The 21,406-nt window shown below is 71.1% G+C and carries 21 protein-coding genes; 13 read left to right on the top strand and 8 right to left on the bottom strand.

Features of this window, described 5'->3' with window-relative positions; translation table 11 throughout:
* The first annotated feature begins 6 nt into the window (after positions 1-6).
* Together dnaJ and ABZ930_RS32925 are read left to right on the top strand one after the other, a co-directional pair.
* Complete coding sequence (gene dnaJ, locus ABZ930_RS32930; RefSeq protein WP_361556115.1) at positions 7-1,203, top strand: molecular chaperone DnaJ; 1,197 nt, start codon at positions 7-9, stop codon at positions 1,201-1,203.
* 5 nt (positions 1,204-1,208) lie between these two features.
* Positions 1,209-1,655 (top strand): helix-turn-helix domain-containing protein, encoded by a 447-nt coding sequence (locus ABZ930_RS32925; protein ID WP_361556113.1) that lies wholly within the window; start codon positions 1,209-1,211, stop codon positions 1,653-1,655.
* 68 nt (positions 1,656-1,723) lie between these two features.
* Here ABZ930_RS32925 and ABZ930_RS32920 read toward each other — a convergent pair whose 3' ends face one another.
* Positions 1,724-3,145, bottom strand: coding sequence for a hypothetical protein (locus tag ABZ930_RS32920; RefSeq protein WP_361556110.1), 1,422 nt, complete (start codon positions 3,143-3,145; stop codon positions 1,724-1,726).
* Positions 3,146-3,277: 132 nt separating this feature from the next.
* Between ABZ930_RS32920 and ABZ930_RS32915 the strand changes: the two genes are divergently transcribed.
* Positions 3,278-3,796 (top strand): GNAT family N-acetyltransferase, encoded by a 519-nt coding sequence (locus ABZ930_RS32915; RefSeq protein WP_361556107.1) that lies wholly within the window; start codon positions 3,278-3,280, stop codon positions 3,794-3,796.
* Positions 3,797-3,800: 4 nt separating this feature from the next.
* On the opposite strand, the gene ABZ930_RS32910 is transcribed toward ABZ930_RS32915, so the two are convergent.
* Complete coding sequence (locus tag ABZ930_RS32910) at positions 3,801-3,989, bottom strand: DUF397 domain-containing protein (protein WP_361556105.1); 189 nt, start codon at positions 3,987-3,989, stop codon at positions 3,801-3,803.
* On the bottom strand, positions 3,986-4,825 hold the full coding sequence (locus ABZ930_RS32905) for a helix-turn-helix transcriptional regulator (RefSeq protein WP_361556102.1): 840 nt from the start codon (positions 4,823-4,825) through the stop codon (positions 3,986-3,988). The genes ABZ930_RS32910 and ABZ930_RS32905 overlap by 4 nt, the downstream gene beginning before the upstream one ends.
* 158 nt (positions 4,826-4,983) lie before the next feature.
* On the opposite strand from ABZ930_RS32905, the gene ABZ930_RS32900 reads away from it, so the two are divergent.
* The 4 genes from ABZ930_RS32900 (at position 4,984) to ABZ930_RS32885 (ending at position 8,759) form a co-directional block, all read left to right on the top strand.
* Complete coding sequence (locus tag ABZ930_RS32900) at positions 4,984-5,493, top strand: ATP-binding protein (protein ID WP_361556099.1); 510 nt, start codon at positions 4,984-4,986, stop codon at positions 5,491-5,493.
* A 149-nt stretch (positions 5,494-5,642) separates the two neighbouring features.
* Entirely contained in the window at positions 5,643-6,494 is an 852-nt protein-coding gene (locus tag ABZ930_RS32895; protein ID WP_361556096.1) for a helix-turn-helix domain-containing protein, read from the top strand.
* A gap of 541 nt (positions 6,495-7,035) precedes the next feature.
* On the top strand, positions 7,036-7,410 hold the full coding sequence (locus ABZ930_RS32890) for a nuclear transport factor 2 family protein (protein WP_361556093.1): 375 nt from the start codon (positions 7,036-7,038) through the stop codon (positions 7,408-7,410).
* A 227-nt stretch (positions 7,411-7,637) separates the two neighbouring features.
* Complete coding sequence (locus ABZ930_RS32885; protein WP_361556090.1) at positions 7,638-8,759, top strand: substrate-binding domain-containing protein; 1,122 nt, start codon at positions 7,638-7,640, stop codon at positions 8,757-8,759.
* 39 nt (positions 8,760-8,798) lie between these two features.
* Here the strand turns inward: ABZ930_RS32885 and ABZ930_RS32880 are convergent, their stop codons facing one another.
* Together ABZ930_RS32880 and ABZ930_RS32875 are read right to left on the bottom strand one after the other, a co-directional pair.
* Positions 8,799-9,776, bottom strand: a complete 978-nt coding sequence (locus ABZ930_RS32880) for a LuxR C-terminal-related transcriptional regulator (protein ID WP_361556087.1) — start codon at positions 9,774-9,776, stop codon at positions 8,799-8,801.
* On the bottom strand, positions 9,773-10,714 hold the full coding sequence (locus ABZ930_RS32875) for a helix-turn-helix transcriptional regulator (RefSeq protein WP_361556084.1): 942 nt from the start codon (positions 10,712-10,714) through the stop codon (positions 9,773-9,775). The genes ABZ930_RS32880 and ABZ930_RS32875 overlap by 4 nt, the downstream gene beginning before the upstream one ends.
* A gap of 212 nt (positions 10,715-10,926) precedes the next feature.
* On the opposite strand from ABZ930_RS32875, the gene ABZ930_RS32870 reads away from it, so the two are divergent.
* Entirely contained in the window at positions 10,927-11,358 is a 432-nt protein-coding gene (locus tag ABZ930_RS32870) for a hypothetical protein (protein WP_361556081.1), read from the top strand.
* Positions 11,355-11,714, top strand: a complete 360-nt coding sequence (locus tag ABZ930_RS32865; protein ID WP_361556078.1) for a hypothetical protein — start codon at positions 11,355-11,357, stop codon at positions 11,712-11,714. The genes ABZ930_RS32870 and ABZ930_RS32865 overlap by 4 nt, the downstream gene beginning before the upstream one ends.
* Before the next feature lie 155 nt (positions 11,715-11,869).
* Here the strand turns inward: ABZ930_RS32865 and ABZ930_RS32860 are convergent, their stop codons facing one another.
* Complete coding sequence (locus tag ABZ930_RS32860) at positions 11,870-12,289, bottom strand: TIGR03618 family F420-dependent PPOX class oxidoreductase (protein WP_361556075.1); 420 nt, start codon at positions 12,287-12,289, stop codon at positions 11,870-11,872.
* 126 nt (positions 12,290-12,415) lie between these two features.
* On the opposite strand from ABZ930_RS32860, the gene clpB reads away from it, so the two are divergent.
* Complete coding sequence (gene clpB / locus ABZ930_RS32855; protein WP_361556072.1) at positions 12,416-15,028, top strand: ATP-dependent chaperone ClpB; 2,613 nt, start codon at positions 12,416-12,418, stop codon at positions 15,026-15,028.
* A 122-nt stretch (positions 15,029-15,150) separates the two neighbouring features.
* Positions 15,151-15,690, top strand: coding sequence for a YbjN domain-containing protein (locus ABZ930_RS32850; protein ID WP_361556069.1), 540 nt, complete (start codon positions 15,151-15,153; stop codon positions 15,688-15,690).
* Between the two features lie 12 nt (positions 15,691-15,702).
* Here ABZ930_RS32850 and ABZ930_RS32845 read toward each other — a convergent pair whose 3' ends face one another.
* Entirely contained in the window at positions 15,703-16,827 is a 1,125-nt protein-coding gene (locus ABZ930_RS32845; RefSeq protein ID WP_361556169.1) for a hypothetical protein, read from the bottom strand.
* Between the two features lie 278 nt (positions 16,828-17,105).
* Entirely contained in the window at positions 17,106-18,290 is a 1,185-nt protein-coding gene (locus ABZ930_RS32840) for a pyridoxal phosphate-dependent aminotransferase (RefSeq protein WP_361556066.1), read from the bottom strand.
* 954 nt (positions 18,291-19,244) lie between these two features.
* On the opposite strand from ABZ930_RS32840, the gene ABZ930_RS32835 reads away from it, so the two are divergent.
* Positions 19,245-19,769 (top strand): DUF2617 family protein, encoded by a 525-nt coding sequence (locus ABZ930_RS32835; RefSeq protein ID WP_361556063.1) that lies wholly within the window; start codon positions 19,245-19,247, stop codon positions 19,767-19,769.
* Positions 19,770-19,870: 101 nt separating this feature from the next.
* On the top strand, positions 19,871-21,406 hold the full coding sequence (locus ABZ930_RS32830; RefSeq protein ID WP_361556060.1) for a polyamine aminopropyltransferase: 1,536 nt from the start codon (positions 19,871-19,873) through the stop codon (positions 21,404-21,406).

Genomic DNA, 21,406 nt, shown 5'->3' with positions numbered 1-21,406 from the left:
AGGCCGATGAGCACGAAGGACTTCATCGAGAAGGACTACTACAAGGTCCTCGGCGTCCCCAAGGACGCCACCGACGCCGAGATCAAGAAGGCGTACCGCAAGCTGGCGCGGGAGAACCACCCCGACGCCAACAAGGGCAACCCGAAGGCGGAGGAGCGCTTCAAGGAGATCTCCGAGGCGAACGACGTCCTCGGCGACCCCAAGAAGCGCAAGGAGTACGACGAGGCGCGCACCCTGTTCGCCGGCGGCGGGTTCCGGCCCGGCGGCGCGGGCGGGGGCGGCTCGTTCAACTTCGACCTCGGCGACCTCTTCGGCGGCGGCGCCCAGGGCGGCGCCGGTGGAGCAGGCGGTGCCCAGGGCGGTTTCGGCGGTGGCATCGGCGATGTCTTCGGCGGCCTGTTCAACCGGGGCGGCGCGGGCGCGGGCACCCGTACCCAGCCCCGCCGCGGCCAGGACATCGAGTCCGAGGTCACGCTCAGCTTCACCGAGGCGGTGGACGGGGCCACGGTCCCGCTCCGCATGTCCTCCCAGGCGCCCTGCAAGGCGTGTTCGGGCACCGGCGACAAGAACGGCACGCCGCGCGTGTGCCCGACCTGCGTCGGCACCGGGCAGGTCTCGCGGGGCGGCGGTGGCGGTTTCTCCCTCACCGACCCGTGCGTGGACTGCAAGGGCCGCGGCCTGATCGCGGAGACCCCCTGCGAGGTCTGCAAGGGGTCGGGCCGGGCCAAGTCCTCGCGCACCATGCAGGTCCGCATCCCCGCCGGAGTCTCCGACGGGCAGCGGATCCGCCTGCGCGGCAAGGGCGCGCCCGGCGAGCGGGGCGGCCCCGCCGGCGATCTGTACGTGGTCGTGCACGTCGACAAGCACCCGGTCTTCGACCGCAAGGGCGACAACCTCACAGTGACCGTGCCCGTCACGTTCACCGAGGCCACGCTCGGCGGCGAGGTCAAGGTGCCGACGCTCGGCGGCCCCGCCGTCACCCTGAAGCTGCCCGCGGGCACGCCGAACGGGCGGACGATGCGGGCCCGCGGCAAGGGCGCCGTACGCAAGGACGGCACGCGCGGCGACCTGCTGGTCACCGTCGAGGTCGCGGTCCCCAAGGACCTGTCCGACGAGGCTCGTTCGGCCCTGGAGTCGTTCCGCGAGGCGACTGAGGACACCGATGTGCGGGCAGAACTGTTCCAGGCCGCGAAGGGAGCTTGAGCCAGATGGATGGCCGTCGCCGCAACCCGTACGAACTGACCGACGAGACACCGGTGTACGTCATCTCGGTGGCGGCCCAGCTGTCCGGCCTGCACCCCCAGACCCTGCGCCAGTACGACCGCCTCGGCCTGGTCTCGCCCGACCGCACGGCCGGGCGCGGCCGGCGCTACTCGGCCCGCGACATCGAACTGCTCCGCCAGGTGCAGGAGCTGTCGCAGACCGAGGGCATCAACCTGGCGGGCATCAAGCGCATCATCGAGCTGGAGAACCAGGTCACCGCGCTCCAGTCCCGGGTGGCGGAGCTCTCCGCCGCCGTGGAGGGAGCCGCCGCGGCCATGCAGCAACGTGAAGCGGCGGTACACGCCTCGTACCGCCGCGACCTGGTCCCGTACCAGGAGGTGCAGCAGACCAGCGCGCTGGTGGTGTGGCGGCCGAAGCGGCCGCAGGACTGACCTGTACGACGGAAGGGCCCCGGAGACATCGCGTCTCCGGGGCCCTTCCGCGTGTGCGCCCGGCCGGGTCAGCCGCTGATCGTGAACGTCCTGCTGTTGTTCTTCAGGTTCGGGTCGAAGGCGCTGATGGACAGCTCGGGGTCGTTGTTGCGGGTGGCGGCGGTGCCGGTCGCGCTCAGGGCGTCGGCCGAGGCCACCTTGAGCTTGAAGGCGAAGACGGTACGGTCCTTCTCCCACAGCAGGATCGGCGTGCGGCACACGTACTGGCGCTCGCCCGTCTTGTCGCACATCGCGGGCTTCTTGGTGACGGTCGTACCGGCGGGCAGCGTGACATCGACGGTGGCGACGCTCGCACCGGCGCCGAGGGAGGCGACCCAGGCCGGGCCCTTGTTGAGCACGCCGATGCGCGCGGTGACGGTGTCGCCGACGGCGGCGCCGGTGATGTTCGGCGCGGTGACCCGCAGGTCGGCGGTGTTCTCGGCGGTCAGGTTCCTCGCCCGGTAGTTGTCCTCCGGGTTGAGGTCGTCGGTGTCGGCCGAGCGCAGGGACGCGGCGGCCGGCTCTGGGACGAAGTCCGCCCCGCTGCCCTGGACGAACGGCCGTCCCGCGACGGCCTGCTGGTACGCCTCGTCGGTGTACGTCGCCACCTGGTAGTCGAAGCGCTCGTACAGTGCGGCGCCGGTGGTGCGCACGGCGGTCGCGGGCGACAGGTCGTACGTCTGGCCCGGCGCGACGGCCCGGTCCAGGACGCACACGGCGGTCGTGCCCGCCGTCTGGTCGGTGTCCGCGTACGTGCAGTTGCCGTAGCGGTGCGCCAGTTCCAGGCCGTGCGAGGCGAAGAGCGTGAGGATCGTGCGGTCGGCGGTCCGGTTCCCGGAGTTCGTCAGGCGCACCGGCTGCGCGACATCGCTGTTCAGGCCGACCTTGGCGTTGAACGGCAACTGGTTGAGCCCCAGGTCGGGGCCGTTGGCCACGGTGACGTGGGTGTCCGCCTGGTACGCGTCGAGCGGGCCGAAGTCGCTGTCGGCGCTCGCCGTGTAGTGCAGGTACGCGGAGGCGTCGGCCGGCGCGTCGGCCTCGGCGCGGATGCCGAGGGTGGCCGCGGTGATCCAGGGGGCGCCGTCGAGGCTGCCGAAGGTACAGGTCGCCTTGAGTGAACTCCCCACTTCCTCCGTGCAGTTGGCGGGCCAGGTCACGTCCGCGATCCCTGCCAGCTCGCCCGCGTCGACGGTGAGCGTGCCGCCGGAGACGGAGTTGTCGGTGTTGTCGTGGGAGAGCTGCACGTCGACGGATTGCGACGCGGCATTGCCGTCTGCGTCGGCCCCCGGCAGCACCAGGTCGTACGGTGCCGAGATCCACAGCGCGTCGGACGCGTCCGGCTCGTCGGCGAGGGCCGGGGCGGCCGAGGCGGCGGCGATCAGGGTCGCTGCCGCCAGGGCGGTGAGTACGGCGCGGCTGCTGCGCGGGGGAACGGCGATGGGCTGGCGCATGGGCTCTGCGGCTCCTTGTACGGGGTCGGAGAGGCGGGCTCTCGTCGGATGACAAGGTGACTGCCGGAGGGGCACCAGGGTTGTACGGGGCTCACATGTGGCGTCCCGGGTGCGATGCCGCAGGATGGACCCATGACCGAGATCCGCACCCCCCGCCTCCTCCTGCGCCGCTGGCTCCCCGACGACGACCTGACGCCCCTGGCGGAGATCCAGGCCGACCCGGCGGTGATGGCCCGCATCGGGGACGGCGCCCCGCGCTCCCTCGACGACACCGCCGAGGACATCGAGCGCTGGGAGGAGGAGTGGGACGACGAGGGGTTCGGGCTCTTCGCCGTCGAACTGCTCGGCTCGGGCGAGCTGGCGGGCGCGGTCGGGCTGTACGTCCCGGAGGCGCCGCCGAAGATCGCCGGGCACATCGGCATCCAGTGGCGGCTGGCCCGTCAGTTCTGGGGCCAGGGATACGCCTCCGAGGCGGCCCAGGCGTCCCTGGAGTTCGCCCTCCAGGACCGCGGCATCGACCGCGTCGTGGCGGCCGCCGCCCCCGACGACGCCTCCTCGATGAAACTTCTCCACAAGCTGGGGATGACGGCGACGGGGGAGGACGAGGGGTTGCGGCTGTACGCGATCGATCTGACGGAGTACGAGGGGTAGCTCGTCAGCCCTCGACCGCGTGGGCGACGAACTCGGCCCACACGGTGCCGGTCACGGTGAGGTGGGGGCCGGTGGTGTTCTTGGAGTCGCGGATAAGAGTGGTGCCGGGGGTGTGGGCGATCTCTACGCAGTCCGGGTTGCTGCTGTCGCTGCTGTAGCTGCTCTTGAACCAGGCCGGTTCGGACACGTTCATGTTTCTCCCAGCACATGCTCGATGAAGGCCAGTGACTCCTCTGGCGAGAGGGCCTGGGCCCGGATGATGCCACACCGTAGTTCGATGACGCGGACCTGCTTCGGGTCGGATACAGGCCGACTGGCGAAGTCGTCCTCGCAGCGTCCGATGGCTGTCCCGTCCTTGAACTTCAGCACCTCCATCTTGCCGAGCATTCCGGCGTGGCCTTCGCGTGCCGTCGGCATCACCTGGATGTCCACGTGGGGCAACGTGCCGAGTTCCAGGAGACGTTCGAGCTGGCGACGCAACACCATCTTCCCTCCGACGGGCCGCTGGAGCGTTACCTGCTCCTGGATGAAACTGAGAGTCGGTGCGGGGGAGCGGCCAAAGATCGACTGCCGGGCCGCGCGCCCGGCGACTGCGCGCTCGATTCGCTCTGCCGGAAGGACCGGGCGCCAGGTTGAGAAGAGCGCCTGGGCGTACTCGCTGGTCTGAAGCAGCCCATGCAGGTTGTGGCACCCGTACGCCGTCAGCTCCACGGCCCTCGACTCAGCCTCGGCGATGTCGCGCACCTTCTTCGGGTACCGCAGCTTGGCGGCATCCTCCTTCAGCTCCGCGATGCGTCCGCCGGCGTTCAGGACCTCGTCGGCCCTGTCGAGGTACTCGGGGCGCGGGATCCGGGTCCCGCTCTCCACCTTGTAGACGGTCCCCTCGCCGTACCCGAGGGCGGCGCCGAGTTCCGAGGCCCGCAGGCCGACCGACTCGCGCCACCCCTTCAACTGCCGCCCGATCAGCCCCAGTACAGCGGCCCCCTCCTCATCACCGGGCTCCAGCTCCCAGCCGTCACCATCAGTCATCCCGCGCACCTCCAGAACACCGAACTCCCCGACGTCAACGGCCGTACCCCCCGACGGTGTTGGACAGCCTGTACAGCCCTGTACAGAAGCTGGACAGTCACCGTACGTAGCAGCCGTGTCGCGGGTCAGAGTAGGCAGCCGCGGCCACGCTGAGTGACATGAACCAGAGATTCACGGTGCTGCTGTCACCCACACCCCGCGCCGCCCGCCTCGCCCGCCTGCTCGCCACCGAACAACTGCGCTCCTGGGGACACCCGTTCCTCCTGGACGAGGCGGCGCACATCGTGGCCGAGCTGGCCGCGAACGCCGTCACGCATGCGCGGGTGCCCGGCCGGGACTTCCGTCTCGGGCTGTGCGTCACCGGCGACGCGCTCAGGATCGAGGTGACCGACGCGCGGGGCGACCGCATGCCTCAAGTCGGCCCGGCAGAAGCCGAATCCGGGCGCGGGCTGATCCTCGTAGAAGCACTCGCCGACCGCTGGGGCGTCGACGAAGGCCCCCTCCCGCGCAAGACGGTCTGGGCCGAGCTGGACCTCGTACGACCGGCCCCCGGAAACCCGTACTCCGGTGACCCCGACGCCAACTCCAAAGACACCTCACTCAGGGGAAAGGAACCAGTCCAAGCCCACCCCGCCCTCCGCGCCGGAGGCGTTCACTCGCACCGGTGAACATCGCCAACTCAGCTGGCAATTGCCCCGGTTGCCTGGCTTACGCTCGGCGCCACACAGCACAACAACCGCAGACATACGTCGGCCCCCGGCCGGGAGTAGCAATCCCGATCGAGGGCCTGACCACCGAGGAAGAAAAGGCCTTCCCGATGGATACCCAGAACCCTAGCGCGCCCTCGCGCGCCCCGGGCCGGATCCCCGTGGATGTCCCCCGTGCGGGGATCGTTCACGAGAACGTTCGGCACCAGTCCCACTTCACGGTCGTCGGCAACCACCTCGCCCAGCACCGCGAACTCTCCGGCCTCGCGATCGGCCTCGGCGTCCACATCCAGTCGCTCCCGGCGGGGGCCCGCGTCGACGTCAGGACCCTTGCGGCCCGCTTCCCGGAGGGCACGACCCGGATCGCCGCCGCGCTGCGCGAACTCGAGGCCCACGGCTACCTGCGCCGGGAGCGGCACCGCACCCCCGACGGCCGGGTCCGTACGCGGACGGTCTCCTGCAACCGGCCCGGCGCGACCCCGGACCAGGAAAGGCCCAAGCGGCAGCAGCAGAAGCCCCGGGCCAAGCCGCTCACCGTCCCCCACCCCGAACACCGGCCGAGCCCCGCCACCCTCCAGGCCGCGACCGACCTCCTCGCCGGCCTGCACCGCGCCGACGCCCGCCTCGCCCTCTCCGCCCGCGACACCGAACGCCTCGCCCCCGGCGTCATCGCCTGGCTCGAACGGGACCTCACCCCCACCGCCGTCCGCCACGCCCTGACCCGCGACCTCCCGGAGGACCGGCCCGTGCGCAGCCCGGCGGCCCTCCTGGCCCACCGCCTGACGGCCCTGCTGCCCCCGATGCCGCCCGCCTTCCGGGCCCCGGCACCTCCGGACTCCGTACGCCATCCCCTCCAGAACTGCGAAACCTGCGACCGGGCCTATCGCGGGCCTCAGCCAGGCTCCTGCCCAGGTTGCCGGACCGCCCTCGGCGCACCCGCGTTCGTTCCCTGCGCCACCTGAAGGAGCTGCCCAGGATGACCGCCTTCCGACACGCCATCCCAGCGGTACCCCGGCCGATACTCTGGGCGAGGCACTCCCTGGAGGACACGATGAGCACACCTGCCACCGGCGGATCCGAGCTGATCCCGCGTCCGGAGAAGACCCCGGACGCGCTGCGCGCCCCAGGACCCCGAGGTGGCGCGTGAGGCCCTGCGCGAGCTGAGCGCTGTCCTGGACGAGGCTCTGGGGGCGGTCCAGGGGCGCCTGTGAAGCCCTGCACTTACATGGGCGAGCGCACGACGGAGTCGACCCGAAGGCGGCGACATCACGGTGCCGGGCGGCATGTTCACCTACCAGGTGGTCGTGCGCAGCGAACGTGTCTTCATCGTCCAGATCACGCATCTCGGCTACTGAGCCCCGCGACACAAGGCGCTCCGGATCCGACTCCTTACCTGTCACGTAATCGACCGCCCCCGCCCCGCCCGGCACTCTGAAGTCACCGGAACCCGGGCGGCGCACTCCGCTCGGGCTCCGGGTCCACCGACCTGGGGAGGCCCTTGCCATGACTGCCGACACGACCTACGACACCGCCGTCGCCCGCTACTTCGACGCCTGGAACGCCCGTACCCCCGAGGACCGCGCCAAGGCCGTCGCCGCCGCCTGGACCGAGGACGGCACCTACACCGACCCGCTCGCCGACGTCGCCGGGCACGACGGGGTCGCCGCCGTCATCGGCGCCGCCCACGAGCAGTTCCCCGGGTTCTTCTTCCGGCCGCTCGGCGCTGTCGACGGGCACCACCGGCTCGCCCGCTTCGGCTGGGAGCTGGTGTCGGAGCAGGACGGCGGCGCGCCCGTCGCCGGGTTCGACGTGGTCGAGCTGGACGACGACGGACGCATCCGCGCCGTCCACGGATTCCTCGACCGGGTGCCCGCCTGAGCACCGCCTGAGCACCGCTGAGAACGTGGCGGAAAAGTGAGCATCCTGTGAACACGGAACGGATGTCCAGTATTCGCCCCTTGGGGGGACTTCCGACTTCATGTGGGGAAGTAACGGACGCGGTTTCGTTGCGGTATTGGTTCACCTCTTGACGATGAATGTGCCGCCGAGTTGGCTTCGAGCCACCTCGGCCGCACCGTCGCGGCCACGTCAGGGAGGTATCCGTAATGAACACGCGAATGCGATGTGCCACGACAGCGGGCGCCGCATCCGTCCTGCTGGTCTCGCTCACGGCCTGCGGTGGTGTGCTGCCGGGGGGCGGCAGCGACAGCAGCGCTCCCGTGCGCAAGGGCAACGATGTCAAGATAGGTCTGCTCCTGCCGGAGAAGGAGGCCACGCGCTACGAGAAGTTCGACCGGCCGATCATCGAGAAGCAGGTATCCGAACTCACCGATGGTCAGGGCAAGTTCGTATACGCCAACGCGGACCAGGACGCCGATCTTCAGAATCAGCAGCTTCAGAAGATGATCGACGAGAAGGTCGACACGGTGATCGTCGACTCCGTGGACGCGCACACGATCGCCGCCTCTGTGCAGAAGGCGAAGGACGCGGGCATCCACGTCATCGCCTACGACCGGCTCGCCCAGGGCCCGGTCGACGCCTTCGTCGGGTTCGACAACGAACTCGTCGGCCAGACCCAGGGCAAGGAACTCGTCGCCGCCATCGGCGCGGAGCAGGGCAAGAAGGCCAAGGTCGTCATGATCAACGGCTCGCCGACCGACCCGAACGCCAAGGACTTCAAGGACAGCGCGCGGGAGGAGCTGGCGAACACGGTGACGGTCGCGAAGTCGTACGACACCGTGGCCTGGAAGCCGCAGAACGCCAAGGCCAACATGCAGTCGGCCATCGCCGCGCTCGGCGCCTCGAACATCGCGGGCGTCTACTCGGCGAACGACGGCATGGCGGCCGGCGTGATCGCCGCGCTGAAGGAGGCCGGCGTCACCAAGATGCCGCCCATCACCGGCCAGGACGCCGAACTCGCCGCCGTCCGCCGCATCCTCACCGGCGACCAGTACATGAGCGTCTACAAGCCCTACCCGGACGAGGCCGCGACCGCCGCCGAGATGGCGGTCCGTATCGCCCAGGGCCGCGACATCGAGTTCGAGGCCCTGGCCACCGGCCGCACCGACAGCCCGACCACCAAGCAGATCCACACGGCGAGCATCAGCGTCGTGGCGCTGAAGCGGACCAACATCAAGCAGACGGTGGTCAAGGACAAGATCTACACGGTCAAGCAGATCTGCTCGGGCGGATACGCGGCCGCCTGCGCCGAGGCCGGCCTGGAGTGACCGGGCTCCCGGAGCGGCCGGGTTCTCGCCGGGGCGGTCTCACGCCTCCTCGTCGAGGATTCCGGACCGGGCGATGAGATAGCCCAGCTGGGCCCTGCTGTCGCTGCCGAGGGTGGTCGCCAGCTTGGCGATGTGGACCCGTACGGTCCGGATGTTCACGCCGAGGCGCTCCGCGATGACCGCGTCGGTGTGGCCCTCGGTGAGCAGGGTCGCGATGGTGCGCTGCCGGGTGGTGACACTGCCCGGCGACGGCTCCTCGCCCAGGTCCAGGGGGAACATGGGGGTGGCGAGCCGCCACAGCCGCTCGAAGGTGGTCGCGAGATAGCTGATCAGGGCCGGGTGGCGGATCTCCAGCGCGACCGTGCGGTCCTGGTTCGCCGGGATGAAGGCCACGGTCCGGTCCAGCATGACCAGCCGCTCCGTGACCTCGTCGAGGGTGCGGACCTGGACGTCCCCGCTCAACTCCTCGTAGTGGGCGAGGACGGCCGGCGAATGGCGCGAAGTGTGCTGGTACAGCGTGCGCATGCGGCCGCCCCGGCTGAGCAGCTCCTGCTCGCGCGGCAGCGACGACGCGAGGAGCGACGCGGGGCGGGCCGGGCCCGGCTGGATGGTCAGCAGCTCGCTGCACGACTCCGCGGTGGCCTCGGCGATCGCTTCGTTGATGCGCCGCAGGCCCAGGAGCACGCCGATCAGCGGGGCGTTGGGCACCGCGGCGCGCTCCGCGTCCAGCGCCATCAGTGACGCGAACGTGTCGGCCAGCTTCGCCTCCTGGCGGCGCCGCTGGACGATGTCCTGCTCGATCGCCTTCAGCAGGCCGGGCAGCGCGATCGCGGGCGGCACGGGACGCAGCCACTGGGGATCCTCGCCGTCCGGGTGGAGCAGCCCGTACGCCTCGAGGCACGGGGTCGGGGCGGTGTCCTGGCGCAGCACGCGGCCCTCGCGCAGGCTGTGCGTGTACAGGCTCATTCCGGCCTCGCACAGTTCGCCGACGCCGTGCGGGTGGCCCTGCGCGGTCACGAATGACTCTCTCTGTTCGGTTCCGGCGTACCCGACTCCAGGAGTCCCGAGCGGGCGATGAGATAGCCGAGCTGGGCCCGGCTCCCGCTGCCCAGGGCCGCCGCCAGTTTGGCTATGTGCGCGCGGCACGTCCGGACGTTCATCCCGAGCCGGCGGGCGATCGCCTCGTCGACGTGGCCGTCGACGAGGAGCTTGGCGATCGAGCGCTGCACCCCGGTGATGCCGTCGGTGGGCGGGGCGTAGGGCGCTTCCTCCAGGAGCGGCACACCGCGCCCCCACAACTGCTCGAAGACCGTGGTCAGATACTCGACCAGGCCGGGATGGCGCAGTTCCAGGGCGACTTCGGTGTCTCCCCGGGTCGGGATGAAGGCCACGGTACGGTCGAAGATCATCAGCCGCTCGATGAGCTCTTCGAGAGTCCGGATTTCAACGTTTCCCTTGGCCATGTGTTCGGCATAGACCAGGGTGCCCTGGCTGTGCCGGGCCGTGTGCTGGTACAGGGTGCGCATCGTGATGCCGCGCTCTATGACGTCCTGGCCGCGCTCCAGGGCCTCGGTGAGCGAGTGTTCGCTGCGGCCGCCGCCCGGCTGGACCGTGAGGATCTCGGACGTGCACTCCGCTATGGCCAGTTCGATCGCCGAGTTGATCCGGTTGATGCCTTCGAGCACGGTGATCGCGTGGGTGGTCGCCGGATCCTGTGCGCTGATCGCCATGAAAGGTTCGAAATAGTTGGCGAGGTCGACGGCGAGGCTCCGGCGCTCCTGTATCTCGCGCTCGATGGGGTGCAGCCGCTGGGCCAGCGCCGCCGCGGGAGGCACCGGCCGCAGCCAGTTGGCGTCGTCCGGGTCCGGGTGCAGCAGGGCGAAGTCCAGCAGACAAGGTGCGGGCACCACTTCGGTGCGCGCGATACGCCCCGAGTGCAGGGCGTGGGCGTACAACCGCCTGCCCTCGTCACACAATTCGGCCGCAGCATGGGGATGTGTCCCATGTGGCTGTTTTGCTATCACTTGCTCACCCCCCAGGGTCCTGAACGTGCAGGAACATGATGCATCGATCCTGTGGTGTTTGCGTGGCCGAATGAGCCATCGTCTTGGGGAGCCGGGGGAGAGTAGCCATGGAAGTGAGGACGAAGCCCACTATGCGCAAGGAAATGCTTCGCTCGATACTGGTGGGTGCCTTCTCCGCCGGGCTGGCCTTCGGCGCTGCCGGCGCCCTGGATCTGTCGTGGAGTTCGGCGCCTGCCGGTACGGGCACTTCGGGGTCGCAGGCCGTGGCGCCGCCGGATCTTTCCTGGAGTTCGGCGCCCGCGGACGCGGCGGTGCGGCCCGCGGACCTGTCGTGGAGTTCGGCGCCCGCCGACTCGCTCGTACGGCTCGCGGACCTCTCGTGGAGTTCGGCGCCCGCCGAGACGGCGGTGCGGCCCGCGGACCTGTCCTGGAGCAGGGTCACGGGCGGCGCGACGGTGCGGCCCGCCGACCTGTCGTGGAGCGTGGCCCCCGCCGGGTCGGCCACGGCCGCGTCGCAGGCCGCCGTGCCTCCGGACCTGTCCTGGAGCACCGCCCCGGTGGACGGTGCTGCATGATCACCCCTCCGGACGACAGAACCCTCCGCCGCGAGATGGCGATCGCCTACCGCTCCGGTTGGCACACCATCGACCTCGTGACGGCGATCCCGAACGCCGGTGACTCCCTCATGGTCACCCTGTTCGGAGAGCCGATCGTCGTGGTGCGGGAGGACGACGACGACATCCGGGCCTTCCGGTGTCTGCGACGGCCGCGCGGCGCCCCACAGCCGGTGCGGTCGGTCGTCCGGTACGGAATGATCTTCGTGAACCTCGACCAGCGGGACCATCAGCTGGTCGGCGAGGCAGGACCCGAGGCCTCGCGGACGCCCCGAGCGGCGTCCCCTCGCACCACAGCCACCCCCCGCAGTGCCTGACGCGATGCCCCCGTCGTAGTAGATCGCGCAGGTGCTTCCCCCCGCAGCGGCGTCACCGTGGACCTGAAACACGGTGGCGCCGCTGCAGTTTTGCGTGCGGTCGTTGTGGTTACCCGGTGCCGGTGTGCGCCGGAGTCTCAGTCCGTGTCGGGGGTTCAGTCCGTGTCGGGGTCGAAGACGGCGTTGCCCGTCGCGCGGGTCACCGCGATCTCGATGACCACCCGGTCCGGGTTGGGCCGGGGCGCCTTGTAGCGCTCCGTGTAGCGGCGCTCGGCGTCGGCGACGCTCTCCGGGTCCGTGCGCACCGTGGCCTGCCCCTCCAGCGTGGCCCAGCGCCGCCCGTCGACCTGGCAGACCGCGACGGGCCCCGGCCCGTCGAGGAGGTGCGCGGCCTTGCGGGTCGCCTTCCCGGTGATCACCCGGGCCACCCGGGCCTCGGCGTCGTAGGTCACCCCCACCGGCACGACATGCGGTGTGCCGTCGCGGCGCAGGGTCGTCAGGGTGCACAGATGCCGCTCCCGCCAGAAGCTGAGAAAAGCGGCGGGAGGGTGGTCGAGGTCGATCCGCTTGGCCATACCGGGAACCTATCCCCCCCGAACCAAGGTTGAGTGGAATAGACTCAACTTTGCCTATGTTGGTCAAGGCAGAGTGAGTACCCGAGTGGGTGCCCGTAGGACGAGGACGCGGAGGAGAACAGGCACGTGGACGCCGAGCTGACGAACCGGAGCCGCGACGCGATCAACGCGGCGAGCAGCCGGGCCGTGTCCGGGGGACACCCGGATCTGACCCCGGCCCATCTGCTGCTTTCGTTGCTGGAGGGGCAGGACAACGAGAACATCGTCGATCTGCTGGCCGCCGTCGACGCCGACCAGGCGCAGGTCAGGGCGGGCGCCGAGCGCGTACTGGCGTCGCTGCCCAGCGTCACCGGGTCGACGGTCTCGCCGCCGCAGCCCAGCCGCGAGCTGCTCGCGGTGATCGCCGACGCCGACGAGCGGGCCAAGGAGCTCGGCGACGAGTTCCTCTCCACCGAGCATCTGCTGATCGCCCTCGCCGCCAAGGGCGGCGCCGCCGGCGAGGTGCTGACCGACAATGGGGCCAGTGCGAAGAAGCTGGCCGAGGCCTTCGCGACGAGCAGGGGAGGGCGCCGGGTGACGACACCCGACCCCGAGGGGTCCTACAAGGCGCTGGAGAAGTTCGGGACGGACTTCACCGCGGCCGCCCGCGAGGGCAAGCTGGACCCCGTCATCGGGCGTGACCAGGAGATTCGTCGCGTCGTCCAGGTACTGTCCCGCCGCACCAAGAACAACCCCGTGCTCATCGGTGAGCCCGGCGTCGGCAAGACCGCCGTCGTCGAGGGCCTCGCCCAGCGCATCGTGAAGGGCGACGTTCCGGAGTCCCTGAAGGACAAGCGGCTCGTCTCGCTGGACCTCGGTGCAATGGTTGCGGGTGCGAAGTACCGGGGTGAGTTCGAGGAGCGGCTGAAGACCGTCCTCTCCGAGATCAAGGAGAGCGATGGCCAGATCATCACGTTCATCGACGAGCTGCACACCGTCGTGGGCGCGGGCGCCGGCGGCGACTCCGCCATGGACGCGGGCAACATGCTGAAGCCGATGCTCGCCCGCGGTGAGCTGCGCATGGTCGGCGCCACGACGCTCGACGAGTACCGCGAGCGCATCGAGAAGGACCCGGCGCTGGAGCGCCGCTTCCAGCAGGTGCTGGTCGCCGAGCCGAGCGTCGAGGACTCCATCGCGATCCTGCGCGGGCTCAAGGGCCGCTACGAGGCCCACCACAAGGTCCAGATCGCCGACAGCGCGCTGGTCGCGGCCGCCACCCTCTCCGACCGCTACATCACCTCCCGCTTCCTGCCCGACAAGGCCATCGACCTCGTCGACGAGGCGGCCTCCCGGCTCCGCATGGAGATCGACTCGTCACCGGTCGAGATCGACGAACTCCAGCGCGCCGTCGACCGGTTGAAGATGGAGGAGCTGGCGATCGGCAAGGAGACCGATCCGGCCAGCCGGCAGCGCCTGGAGAAGCTGCGCCGCGACCTCGCCGACAAGGAGGAGGAGCTGCGCGGGCTCACCGCCCGCTGGGAGAAGGAGAAGCAGTCCCTCAACCGCGTCGGTGAGCTGAAGGAGAAGCTCGACGAGCTGCGCGGCCAGGCCGAGCGGGCCCAGCGCGACGGCGACTTCGACACCGCCAGCAAGCTGCTCTACGGCGAGATCCCCACCCTGGAGCGCGACCTGGAGGAGGCCTCCGAGGCCGAGGAGGAGGTCGCCCGGGACACCATGGTGAAGGAGGAGGTCGGCTCCGACGACATCGCGGACGTCGTCGCCTCCTGGACCGGCATCCCGGCCGGACGCCTCCTGGAGGGCGAGACGCAGAAGCTGCTGCGCATGGAGGACGAGCTCGGCAAGCGGCTCATCGGCCAGTCCGAGGCCGTCCGCGCCGTGTCCGACGCCGTCCGCCGCACCCGCGCGGGCATCGCCGACCCGGACCGCCCCACCGGCTCGTTCCTCTTCCTCGGCCCGACGGGCGTGGGCAAGACGGAGCTGGCCAAGGCGCTCGCCGACTTCCTCTTCGACGACGAGCGGGCCATGATCCGCATCGACATGAGCGAGTACAGCGAGAAGCACTCGGTGGCCCGCCTGGTCGGCGCGCCCCCCGGCTACGTCGGCTACGAGGAGGGCGGCCAGCTCACCGAGTCGGTGCGCCGGCGCCCCTACTCCGTCGTCCTGCTCGACGAGGTCGAGAAGGCGCACCCGGAGGTCTTCGACATCCTGCTCCAGGTGCTCGACGACGGGCGGCTCACCGACGGGCAGGGCCGCACGGTCGACTTCCGCAACACGATCCTGATCCTCACGTCGAACCTGGGCAGCCAGTTCCTGATCGACCCGATGACCTCCGCGGACGAGAAGAAGCAGCAGGTCCTGGAGCTCGTCCGGGCCTCCTTCAAGCCGGAGTTCCTGAACCGGCTCGACGACCTGGTCGTCTTCTCCGCCCTGGAGAAGGACGAGCTGCGCCGCATCGCCGGCCTCCAGCTCGGCCGGCTCGCCAAGCGCCTGGCGGACCGCCGCCTGAAGCTCGACGTCACCGACGCCGCGCTGACCTGGCTCGCGGACGAGGGCAACGACCCGGCGTACGGTGCGCGGCCGCTGCGCCGCCTGGTCCAGACGGCCATCGGCGACCGGCTGGCCAAGGAGATCCTGTCCGGCGAGATCAAGGACGGGGACACGGTCCGGGTGGACGTGTTCGGGGACGGGCTGATCGTGGGACCCGGGGCCACAGCCGAGGCCGGGGGCAAGACGCTGTAGCGGGGGAGCGGGGCTGTCCGCAGACGGCGAACGGCCGAAACGCGGCGGAGGGGCTTCCGGGCTTGCCCCCGGGGGCCCTTCCTGGGAGAGGATGGCCGCATCCGTACGAAGGGAACAAGCACGTGAGCATCGACCCGTCCTCGATTCCGAATTTCGGGGGACAGCCTCAGCAGCAGGGGGCGGGACCGGCGGGCCCCGTCATTCCCGACCAGGACCTGGTCAAGCAGCTGCTCGACCAGATGGAGCTCAAGCACGTCGTCGACGACGAGGGTGACCTCGCGGCGCCGTGGGAGGAGTTCCGCACGTACTTCATGTTCCGCGGCGAGGACGACCAGCGGGTCTTCTCGGTGCGGACCTTCTACGACCGGCCGCACGGCATCGAGGCCAAGCCGCAGCTCCTGGAGTCGATCGACGACTGGAACCGCCGCACGCTGTGGCCCAAGGTCTACAGCCACACCCACGACGACGGCACGGTCCGCCTCATCGGCGAGGCCCAGATGCTGATCGGCACCGGGGTCTCCCTGGAGCACTTCGTGTCGTCGACCGTCAGCTGGGTGCGCGCCGCGATCGAGTTCGACCGCTGGCTGATCGAGGAGCTCGGCCTCGAGGCCGAGGTCGACTCGGCCGTGGAGGACGAGAAGCCCGGCGACGACGCCGAATAGAGCACTGCCCGGCTACAGCGGTCTGTGGGCATAGACCAGCAGATACGTTCCGTACGCCACCGAGAGCCCGGCCAGCGCACCCACCACCAGGAGGGCCTGCGCGGGTCGGGTTCTCGCCGTTCTGGCGAGGGCGCACGCCAGCGGCAGCAGCAGCGGGAACGCGGGCAGCAGGAAGCGCGGCTTCGACTCGAAGAACCCGGAGCCGCAGACCGCGATCGACAGCAGGACGCCGCTGTGGACGAGCAGCGGCAGCGGTGCCCGGTCCAGGAGCAGCAGCGCGAACAGCAGCACGCCGGCCGCCACGATCACCAGCGCCATCGGGAACACGAAGAGATCCCCGCGCAGCAGCATCCGCTTGGCGAACCGGGCCGACCCGGCCCCCATGTCGAACGTCGACCCCCACGCCCGCTGCACGGCGAAGTACCCGCCGAGCAGATCGCCCTCGCGCCGCCCCACCCACAGGACGTACGCGGCCCAGCCGGCCGGGGCGAGCAGCGCGCCCGTCCACAGCCTGTGGGGAACGCGGCCGCGCCGCCGCCAGAGCTCCCAGCCGGCGGTGGCCACCACGGCGGCGGCGACCGCGAAACCGTTCGGCCGGGCCAGACCGGCGAGCGCGGCCAGGGTGCCCGCCCACACCCAGCGCCCGGTCAGCACCGCGTACAGCGACCAGGCGGCCAGGGCCGTGAGCACCGGCTCCGTGTAGGCCATGGACAGCACCACCGAGTGCGGCAGCACTCCCCACAGCACGACGAGCAGCGTGGCCACGGTCGGGCCGTGCAGCCGCAGCCCGATCCGGTGGATGCCGAGGGCGGCGGCGCCGGTCGCGGCCCAGGCGATCAGCAGTCCGCAGGTGCCGGTGTCGAGCACCGGCAGCAGGGTGTGCGCGGCGCGGATCAGGGCCGGGTAGAGCGGGAAGAAGGCGAGGTCCTGGTAGAGGAGGCCGGGGCCCGGGTGCAGGGTGCGGGCGCCGTAGCCGTTCGCGGCGATGCCGAGGTACCAGAGGGAGTCCCAGGAGCGGCCGAGCAGCGCCCAGGGTTTGTCGCCGGCGAGCGCGAGGGCGGTCATGCCGGTGAGGCGGGCGACGGCGAAGAGGGCCAGGGCCTTCAGCGCCGAATCCGTCGTGCGGGGCCGGGCGATGGTGGCTGAGGGGGCGTCAAGTAGGGCGGTGGTGCTGCTCGGCTCGGTCACATCCGAACCCTGCGATGCGGCTGCCGCCGGCGCGACTCGGGGTGCGCCGACTGGGTTCGTCGGTCGGGCGCGGCTCACGTCGTGGCTGGTCGCGCAGTTCCCCGCGCCCCTGGGAGCGAGCTCCGCTCGCCCAGGGGCGCGGGGGGAAGGCGCGCGCAGTGCATGCCTTCAGGGGCGCGGGGAACTGCGCGACCAGCCCCCGCCGGCCGTCAGCCGGACGACGCGGCTCAGAGTCCCTTGAGGCGGGCCACGGCGTCCTCCAGCACGCTCTCCCGCTTGCAGAACGCGAACCGGACGAACGGCGCCCCGGCCTCCCGGTCGTCGTAGAACACGGCGTTCGGAACAGCCACCACCCCGCACCGCTCGGGCAGCGCCCGGCAGAACGCGAACCCGTCGTCGAACCCGAGCGGCCTGATGTCGGTCGTCACGAAGTACGTGCCCTGCGGCCGGAACACCCCGAACCCCGCGTCGGCGAGCCCCGCCACCAGCAGATCCCGCTTGGCCGTCATCTCGGCGCGGAAGTCCGAGAAGTAGGAGTCGGGGAGCGCGAGCGCCTCGGCGACCGCGTACTGGAACGGCCCGGCCGACACGTACGTGAGGAACTGCTTCGCCGAGCGCACGGCCGTCACCAGCTCCGGCGACGACGTCACCCAGCCGACCTTCCACCCGGTGAACGAGAACGTCTTGCCGGCCGACCCGATCGACACCGTCCGCTCCCGCATCCCGGGCAGCGTGGCGAGCGGGACGTGCTCGGCGTCGCCGTACGTCAGGTGCTCGTACACCTCGTCCGTCACCACGAGCAGATCCCGCTCGACGGCCAGTTCGGCGATCGCGGTCAGCTCGGCACGGGTCAGGACGGTGCCGGTCGGGTTGTGCGGGGTGTTGACGAGGAGCAGCCGGGTGCGCGGGGTGACGGCGGCGCGCAGCTCGTCGAGGTCGAGGCGGAACGCGCCGTCGTCCGGGCGCAGGGTGACCGGCACCCGCGTACCGCCCGCCAGCGCGATGCTCGCCGCGTACGAGTCGTAGTACGGCTCGAAGGCGATCACCTCGTCGCCGGGCTCGACCAGGGCCAGCAGCGAGGCGGCGATGGCCTCGGTCGCGCCCGCGGTGACCAGCACCTCGCGGTCGGCGTCCAGCTCGATGCCGTACCGGCGCCTCTGGTGCTCCGCGATCGCGGTACGCAGCTCGGGGACGCCGGGCCCCGGCGGGTACTGGTTCCCGCGCCCGTCCCGCAGCGCCCGCACCGCGGCCTCGCGCACCTGCTCGGGCCCGTCGGTGTCGGGGAAGCCCTGCCCGAGATTGATGGCACCGGTGGAGACGGCGAGCGCGGACATCTCCGCGAAGATCGTGGTCCCGAACTCGGCGAGACGGCGGTTGAGGAGGGGGCGGGTGCGGGAGGTCATGGGCGTCATCCTGCGTCGAAGTCCCGGGGTTCCTCAACTTCCGTTCCGCTGTTCCGTCGCGGCCGATTCGGGCAGGAGTCGGGCGCGCGAGCGCACCGGACAAACACCCTCGTCACCGCCGGGCGCGACCGGACTGCGCTTCTGCGCAGGTCAGCAGCCGATCACTGACGCGGACCCTCAGAAGTTCCTCAACTCTGCTTTGACCGCGTACGGGCAGGGGCATCCCCCTTGCACGCCCGCACGGGGCGCCCCTCGGGGGATTCGGGGGAAGGGAAAGGAGGACCGGTGATGGGAGCTGTTTTCATCGGGGTCTTCGTGGTGGTGGTCGTCGCCATCGTGGTCGGAACGGCCAAGGCGGGCGGCAGCGGCCGCGCGCCGAGCACGTCGTTGAAGAAGAAGAGGCGTTCGCGGGGATCGAGCGGCAGCTGGTGGGCCGGGGGCGGTGCCGCGAGCAGTGGCGGTGCCTCGTGTTCGTCCGGATCGTCGTCCGGCCATCACGGCCATTCCTGCGGGGGCGGCCACTCCTGCGGCGGGGGCAGCTCCTGCGGAGGCGGCTCGTCGTGCGGTGGCGGGGGAGGGTGCGGCGGCGGCAGCTGACGCCGCGCCCACGGGGGAAGCGGGCGGCCCGCGCGGAGACGACTGACACGGGGCAGTCGGTCCACGCGGGCCGTCCGTATGTCGGGACACTCGTGCCCGTACATATGTCCAGGAAAAACCCGAAGGGTGTGCGCCGGGCGCATTCGGATGCCCGCGGAGGTTGAACAGTTGAGCTGTGCAGCGCCCGGGGGGATGGAAACCCCGTCAAGTTGGGTAAAAACGCTGTGACGGCGCCACCGCCCATGATTCCCTTTTAACCGTCAACTCAGCCCTCGTACTGCGTCTTCACGCCGTTCGCGTGGGCACGAGCCGGTCCCTTTGACACAGCCGGCCCCACCTCCCTTTGCGTGCTAGCGGAGCCGACCCATGCTCACGACCCTGAACACCGCCTACACCGACACCAGCGCGGACGACCTGGCCTGGACCCTGGGCCGTGAGCCGCTTCCCGCGCTCGCCACCCTCGACCTGCAACTTTCCGGCGCCACACTCCAGTTGAGGCTGCTCGGCGCCTCCCACCAGGTACTCCTGGAGGAGGAGAACGGCAGCTGCTCGGAGACCGTGGCCTGTATCCCGGGCAGCAGCACCCCGCTGCCGCTCGGTGTCGCCGAGCGTGTCGGCGACTGGGAGTACGAGTTCGCGGCCCGCGTCGAGGATCTGACCCCAGGTCAGTTCGCCGGACGCGCGCAGGAACTGCTCGCTCTCGTGTCCGACCATCCGAACGGTCTGGCCGGGGTCTTCCCCGGCAGCCCGCACGCCTTCACCGCGATGCTCGCCCAGCGGCACGAGGGCCAGGTGCACTGGCGCACCTGGCACGCGTACCCGCAGGACGGTCAACTCGTCGCCACCCGCACCCGGGTGGGTGTGCGGCGGCCCGCCGCCGTGCTGCTCTAGGGCCTGTCCGGGGCCTGTCCTCGACGAGGTATGCCTGCGCCCGGTTTTTCCACACGTGTGGGTGACCGGCCGGAGTTGCACGGTGACGTAGCGTTCCCTGGGTGATCGATCCGCACGCCCCTGCCCCGTACTCGGGGGTCCCGCGGTCCCGGGGCGAGCCGGGCCGGGCCCCGCTCCCGGTCAAGCCGGGCACCGGCCGGTTCCTGGTCCTCGCGGGCGTCTTCGTCTGCGCGGCCTGCGGACTGGTGTACGAACTCGAACTGGTCGCCCTCGCCTCGTACCTGATGGGCGACTCGGTCACCCAGGCGTCCGTGGTGCTGTCCGTCATGGTCTTCGCGATGGGCCTCGGCTCGCTCGCCGCCAAGCGGCTGCGCTGCCGTGCCGCGGTGGGCTTCGGGTTGCTGGAGACCCTGCTCGCGCTGGTCGGCGGGTGCAGCGCGATGGCGCTGTACGCCGTGTTCGCCTGGACCGGCGGCTGGGGCGGTGTCTGGGGCGACGGGCCGAGATATCTGCTGGTCGGCTTCTCGCTGGCCATCGGGGTGCTGATCGGCGCCGAGGTGCCGCTCCTCATGGTGCTCATCCAGCGGATCCGGAGACAGGACCCCGGCGGCGCGGTCGCCGACCTGTTCGCCGCCGACTACGTGGGCGCGCTGGTGGGCGGCCTCGCGTTCCCGTTCCTGCTGCTGCCGCTGCTCGGGCAGCTGACGGGTGCGCTGCTGACCGGCGCGGTCAACGCCGTGGCGGGCGGGGCGCTGGTCCTCGGGCTGTTCCGGCGGGACCTGAGCCGGCGGGGCCGCTGGCTGCTGCTCGTCGCCAATGTCACGGTGCTCGCGGTGCTGGCCGCCGCCTGGGTGCTCGTCGACGACTTCGAGCGGGCGGCGCGGCACGCCATGTTCGGCGCACAGGTGCGGGTCGCCGTGCAGAGCGAGGTGCAGGAGGTCGTGCTGACCGGCGGGGAGCACGGGCGGCCGCTCGGCCTCTACCTGGACGGGCGGCTGCGGGTGCGCGGCGACTCCGCCGCGCGCTACCGCGCCGACCTCGTCGACCCCGCGCTGCGCTCCGGGCCGCGCGGGCGGGTGCTCGTCATCGGGGGCGGGGACGGGATCGCCGCGCGCGAGGTGCTGCGCTTCGGCGGGGTGCGGCGGGTCGACGTCGTCGACGGCGATCCCGAGGTGGTGCGGCTCGCCCGGCGGGATCCGGGGCTCAGCGCGTTGAACGGGCGGGCGCTGAGCGATCCGCGGGTGCGGGTGGTCACCGGGGACGTGTTCGGGCTGCTGCGCGGCGGGGCGTCGCTCGGGGGGCCGTACGACGTGGTGATCTGCGACCTGCCCGATCCGGCGCTCACGGGCAGTACGAAGTTGTACTCGCAGGAGTTCTACGGGCTGGTGGCGCGGGTGCTGGGGGAGCGGGGGCGGGTCGTGGTGCACGGGGGGCCGGTGTCGGGGCGGTTCTGGACCGTCGCCGCGACGGTGCGGTCGGCCGGGCTCCGGGTCGTCTCGTATCGGGGTGGTGGGGGTGCCGCGTTCGTTCTGGGCGGGCGGCAGGCGGTGCCGTCGCCCGGGGGTGCCGGGGTCCTCCGTCCGGACCGTGCCTACGCGCCGTCGACCCTGGTCCACCCGCGCTACGGCACCGGATAG

Source organism: Streptomyces sp. NPDC046716 (assembly GCF_040645755.1).
GTDB lineage: Bacteria > Actinomycetota > Actinomycetes > Streptomycetales > Streptomycetaceae > Streptomyces.
This window is presented reverse-complemented; position numbering and strand designations above follow the sequence as displayed.

What these genes read in the sequence shown, in the direction of transcription:
- ABZ930_RS32915 (WP_361556107.1), top strand. Translation starts at nt 3,278, where the DNA reads ATGACCGAGATCCGCACCCCCCGCCTCCTCCTGCGCCGCTGGCTCCCC.
- ABZ930_RS32870 (WP_361556081.1), top strand. Translation starts at nt 10,927, where the DNA reads ATGCTTCGCTCGATACTGGTGGGTGCCTTCTCCGCCGGGCTGGCCTTC.
- ABZ930_RS32920 (WP_361556110.1), bottom strand. Translation starts at nt 3,145, where the DNA reads ATGCGCCAGCCCATCGCCGTTCCCCCGCGCAGCAGCCGCGCCGTACTC.
- ABZ930_RS32860 (WP_361556075.1), bottom strand. Translation starts at nt 12,289, where the DNA reads ATGGCCAAGCGGATCGACCTCGACCACCCTCCCGCCGCTTTTCTCAGC.
- ABZ930_RS32885 (WP_361556090.1), top strand. Translation starts at nt 7,638, where the DNA reads ATGAACACGCGAATGCGATGTGCCACGACAGCGGGCGCCGCATCCGTC.
- ABZ930_RS32910 (WP_361556105.1), bottom strand. Translation starts at nt 3,989, where the DNA reads ATGAACGTGTCCGAACCGGCCTGGTTCAAGAGCAGCTACAGCAGCGAC.
- ABZ930_RS32865 (WP_361556078.1), top strand. Translation starts at nt 11,355, where the DNA reads ATGATCACCCCTCCGGACGACAGAACCCTCCGCCGCGAGATGGCGATC.
- ABZ930_RS32840 (WP_361556066.1), bottom strand. Translation starts at nt 18,290, where the DNA reads ATGACGCCCATGACCTCCCGCACCCGCCCCCTCCTCAACCGCCGTCTC.
- ABZ930_RS32835 (WP_361556063.1), top strand. Translation starts at nt 19,245, where the DNA reads ATGCTCACGACCCTGAACACCGCCTACACCGACACCAGCGCGGACGAC.
- ABZ930_RS32905 (WP_361556102.1), bottom strand. Translation starts at nt 4,825, where the DNA reads ATGACTGATGGTGACGGCTGGGAGCTGGAGCCCGGTGATGAGGAGGGG.
- ABZ930_RS32895 (WP_361556096.1), top strand. Translation starts at nt 5,643, where the DNA reads ATGGATACCCAGAACCCTAGCGCGCCCTCGCGCGCCCCGGGCCGGATC.
- ABZ930_RS32890 (WP_361556093.1), top strand. Translation starts at nt 7,036, where the DNA reads ATGACTGCCGACACGACCTACGACACCGCCGTCGCCCGCTACTTCGAC.
- ABZ930_RS32925 (WP_361556113.1), top strand. Translation starts at nt 1,209, where the DNA reads ATGGATGGCCGTCGCCGCAACCCGTACGAACTGACCGACGAGACACCG.
- dnaJ (WP_361556115.1), top strand. Translation starts at nt 7, where the DNA reads ATGAGCACGAAGGACTTCATCGAGAAGGACTACTACAAGGTCCTCGGC.
- ABZ930_RS32900 (WP_361556099.1), top strand. Translation starts at nt 4,984, where the DNA reads ATGAACCAGAGATTCACGGTGCTGCTGTCACCCACACCCCGCGCCGCC.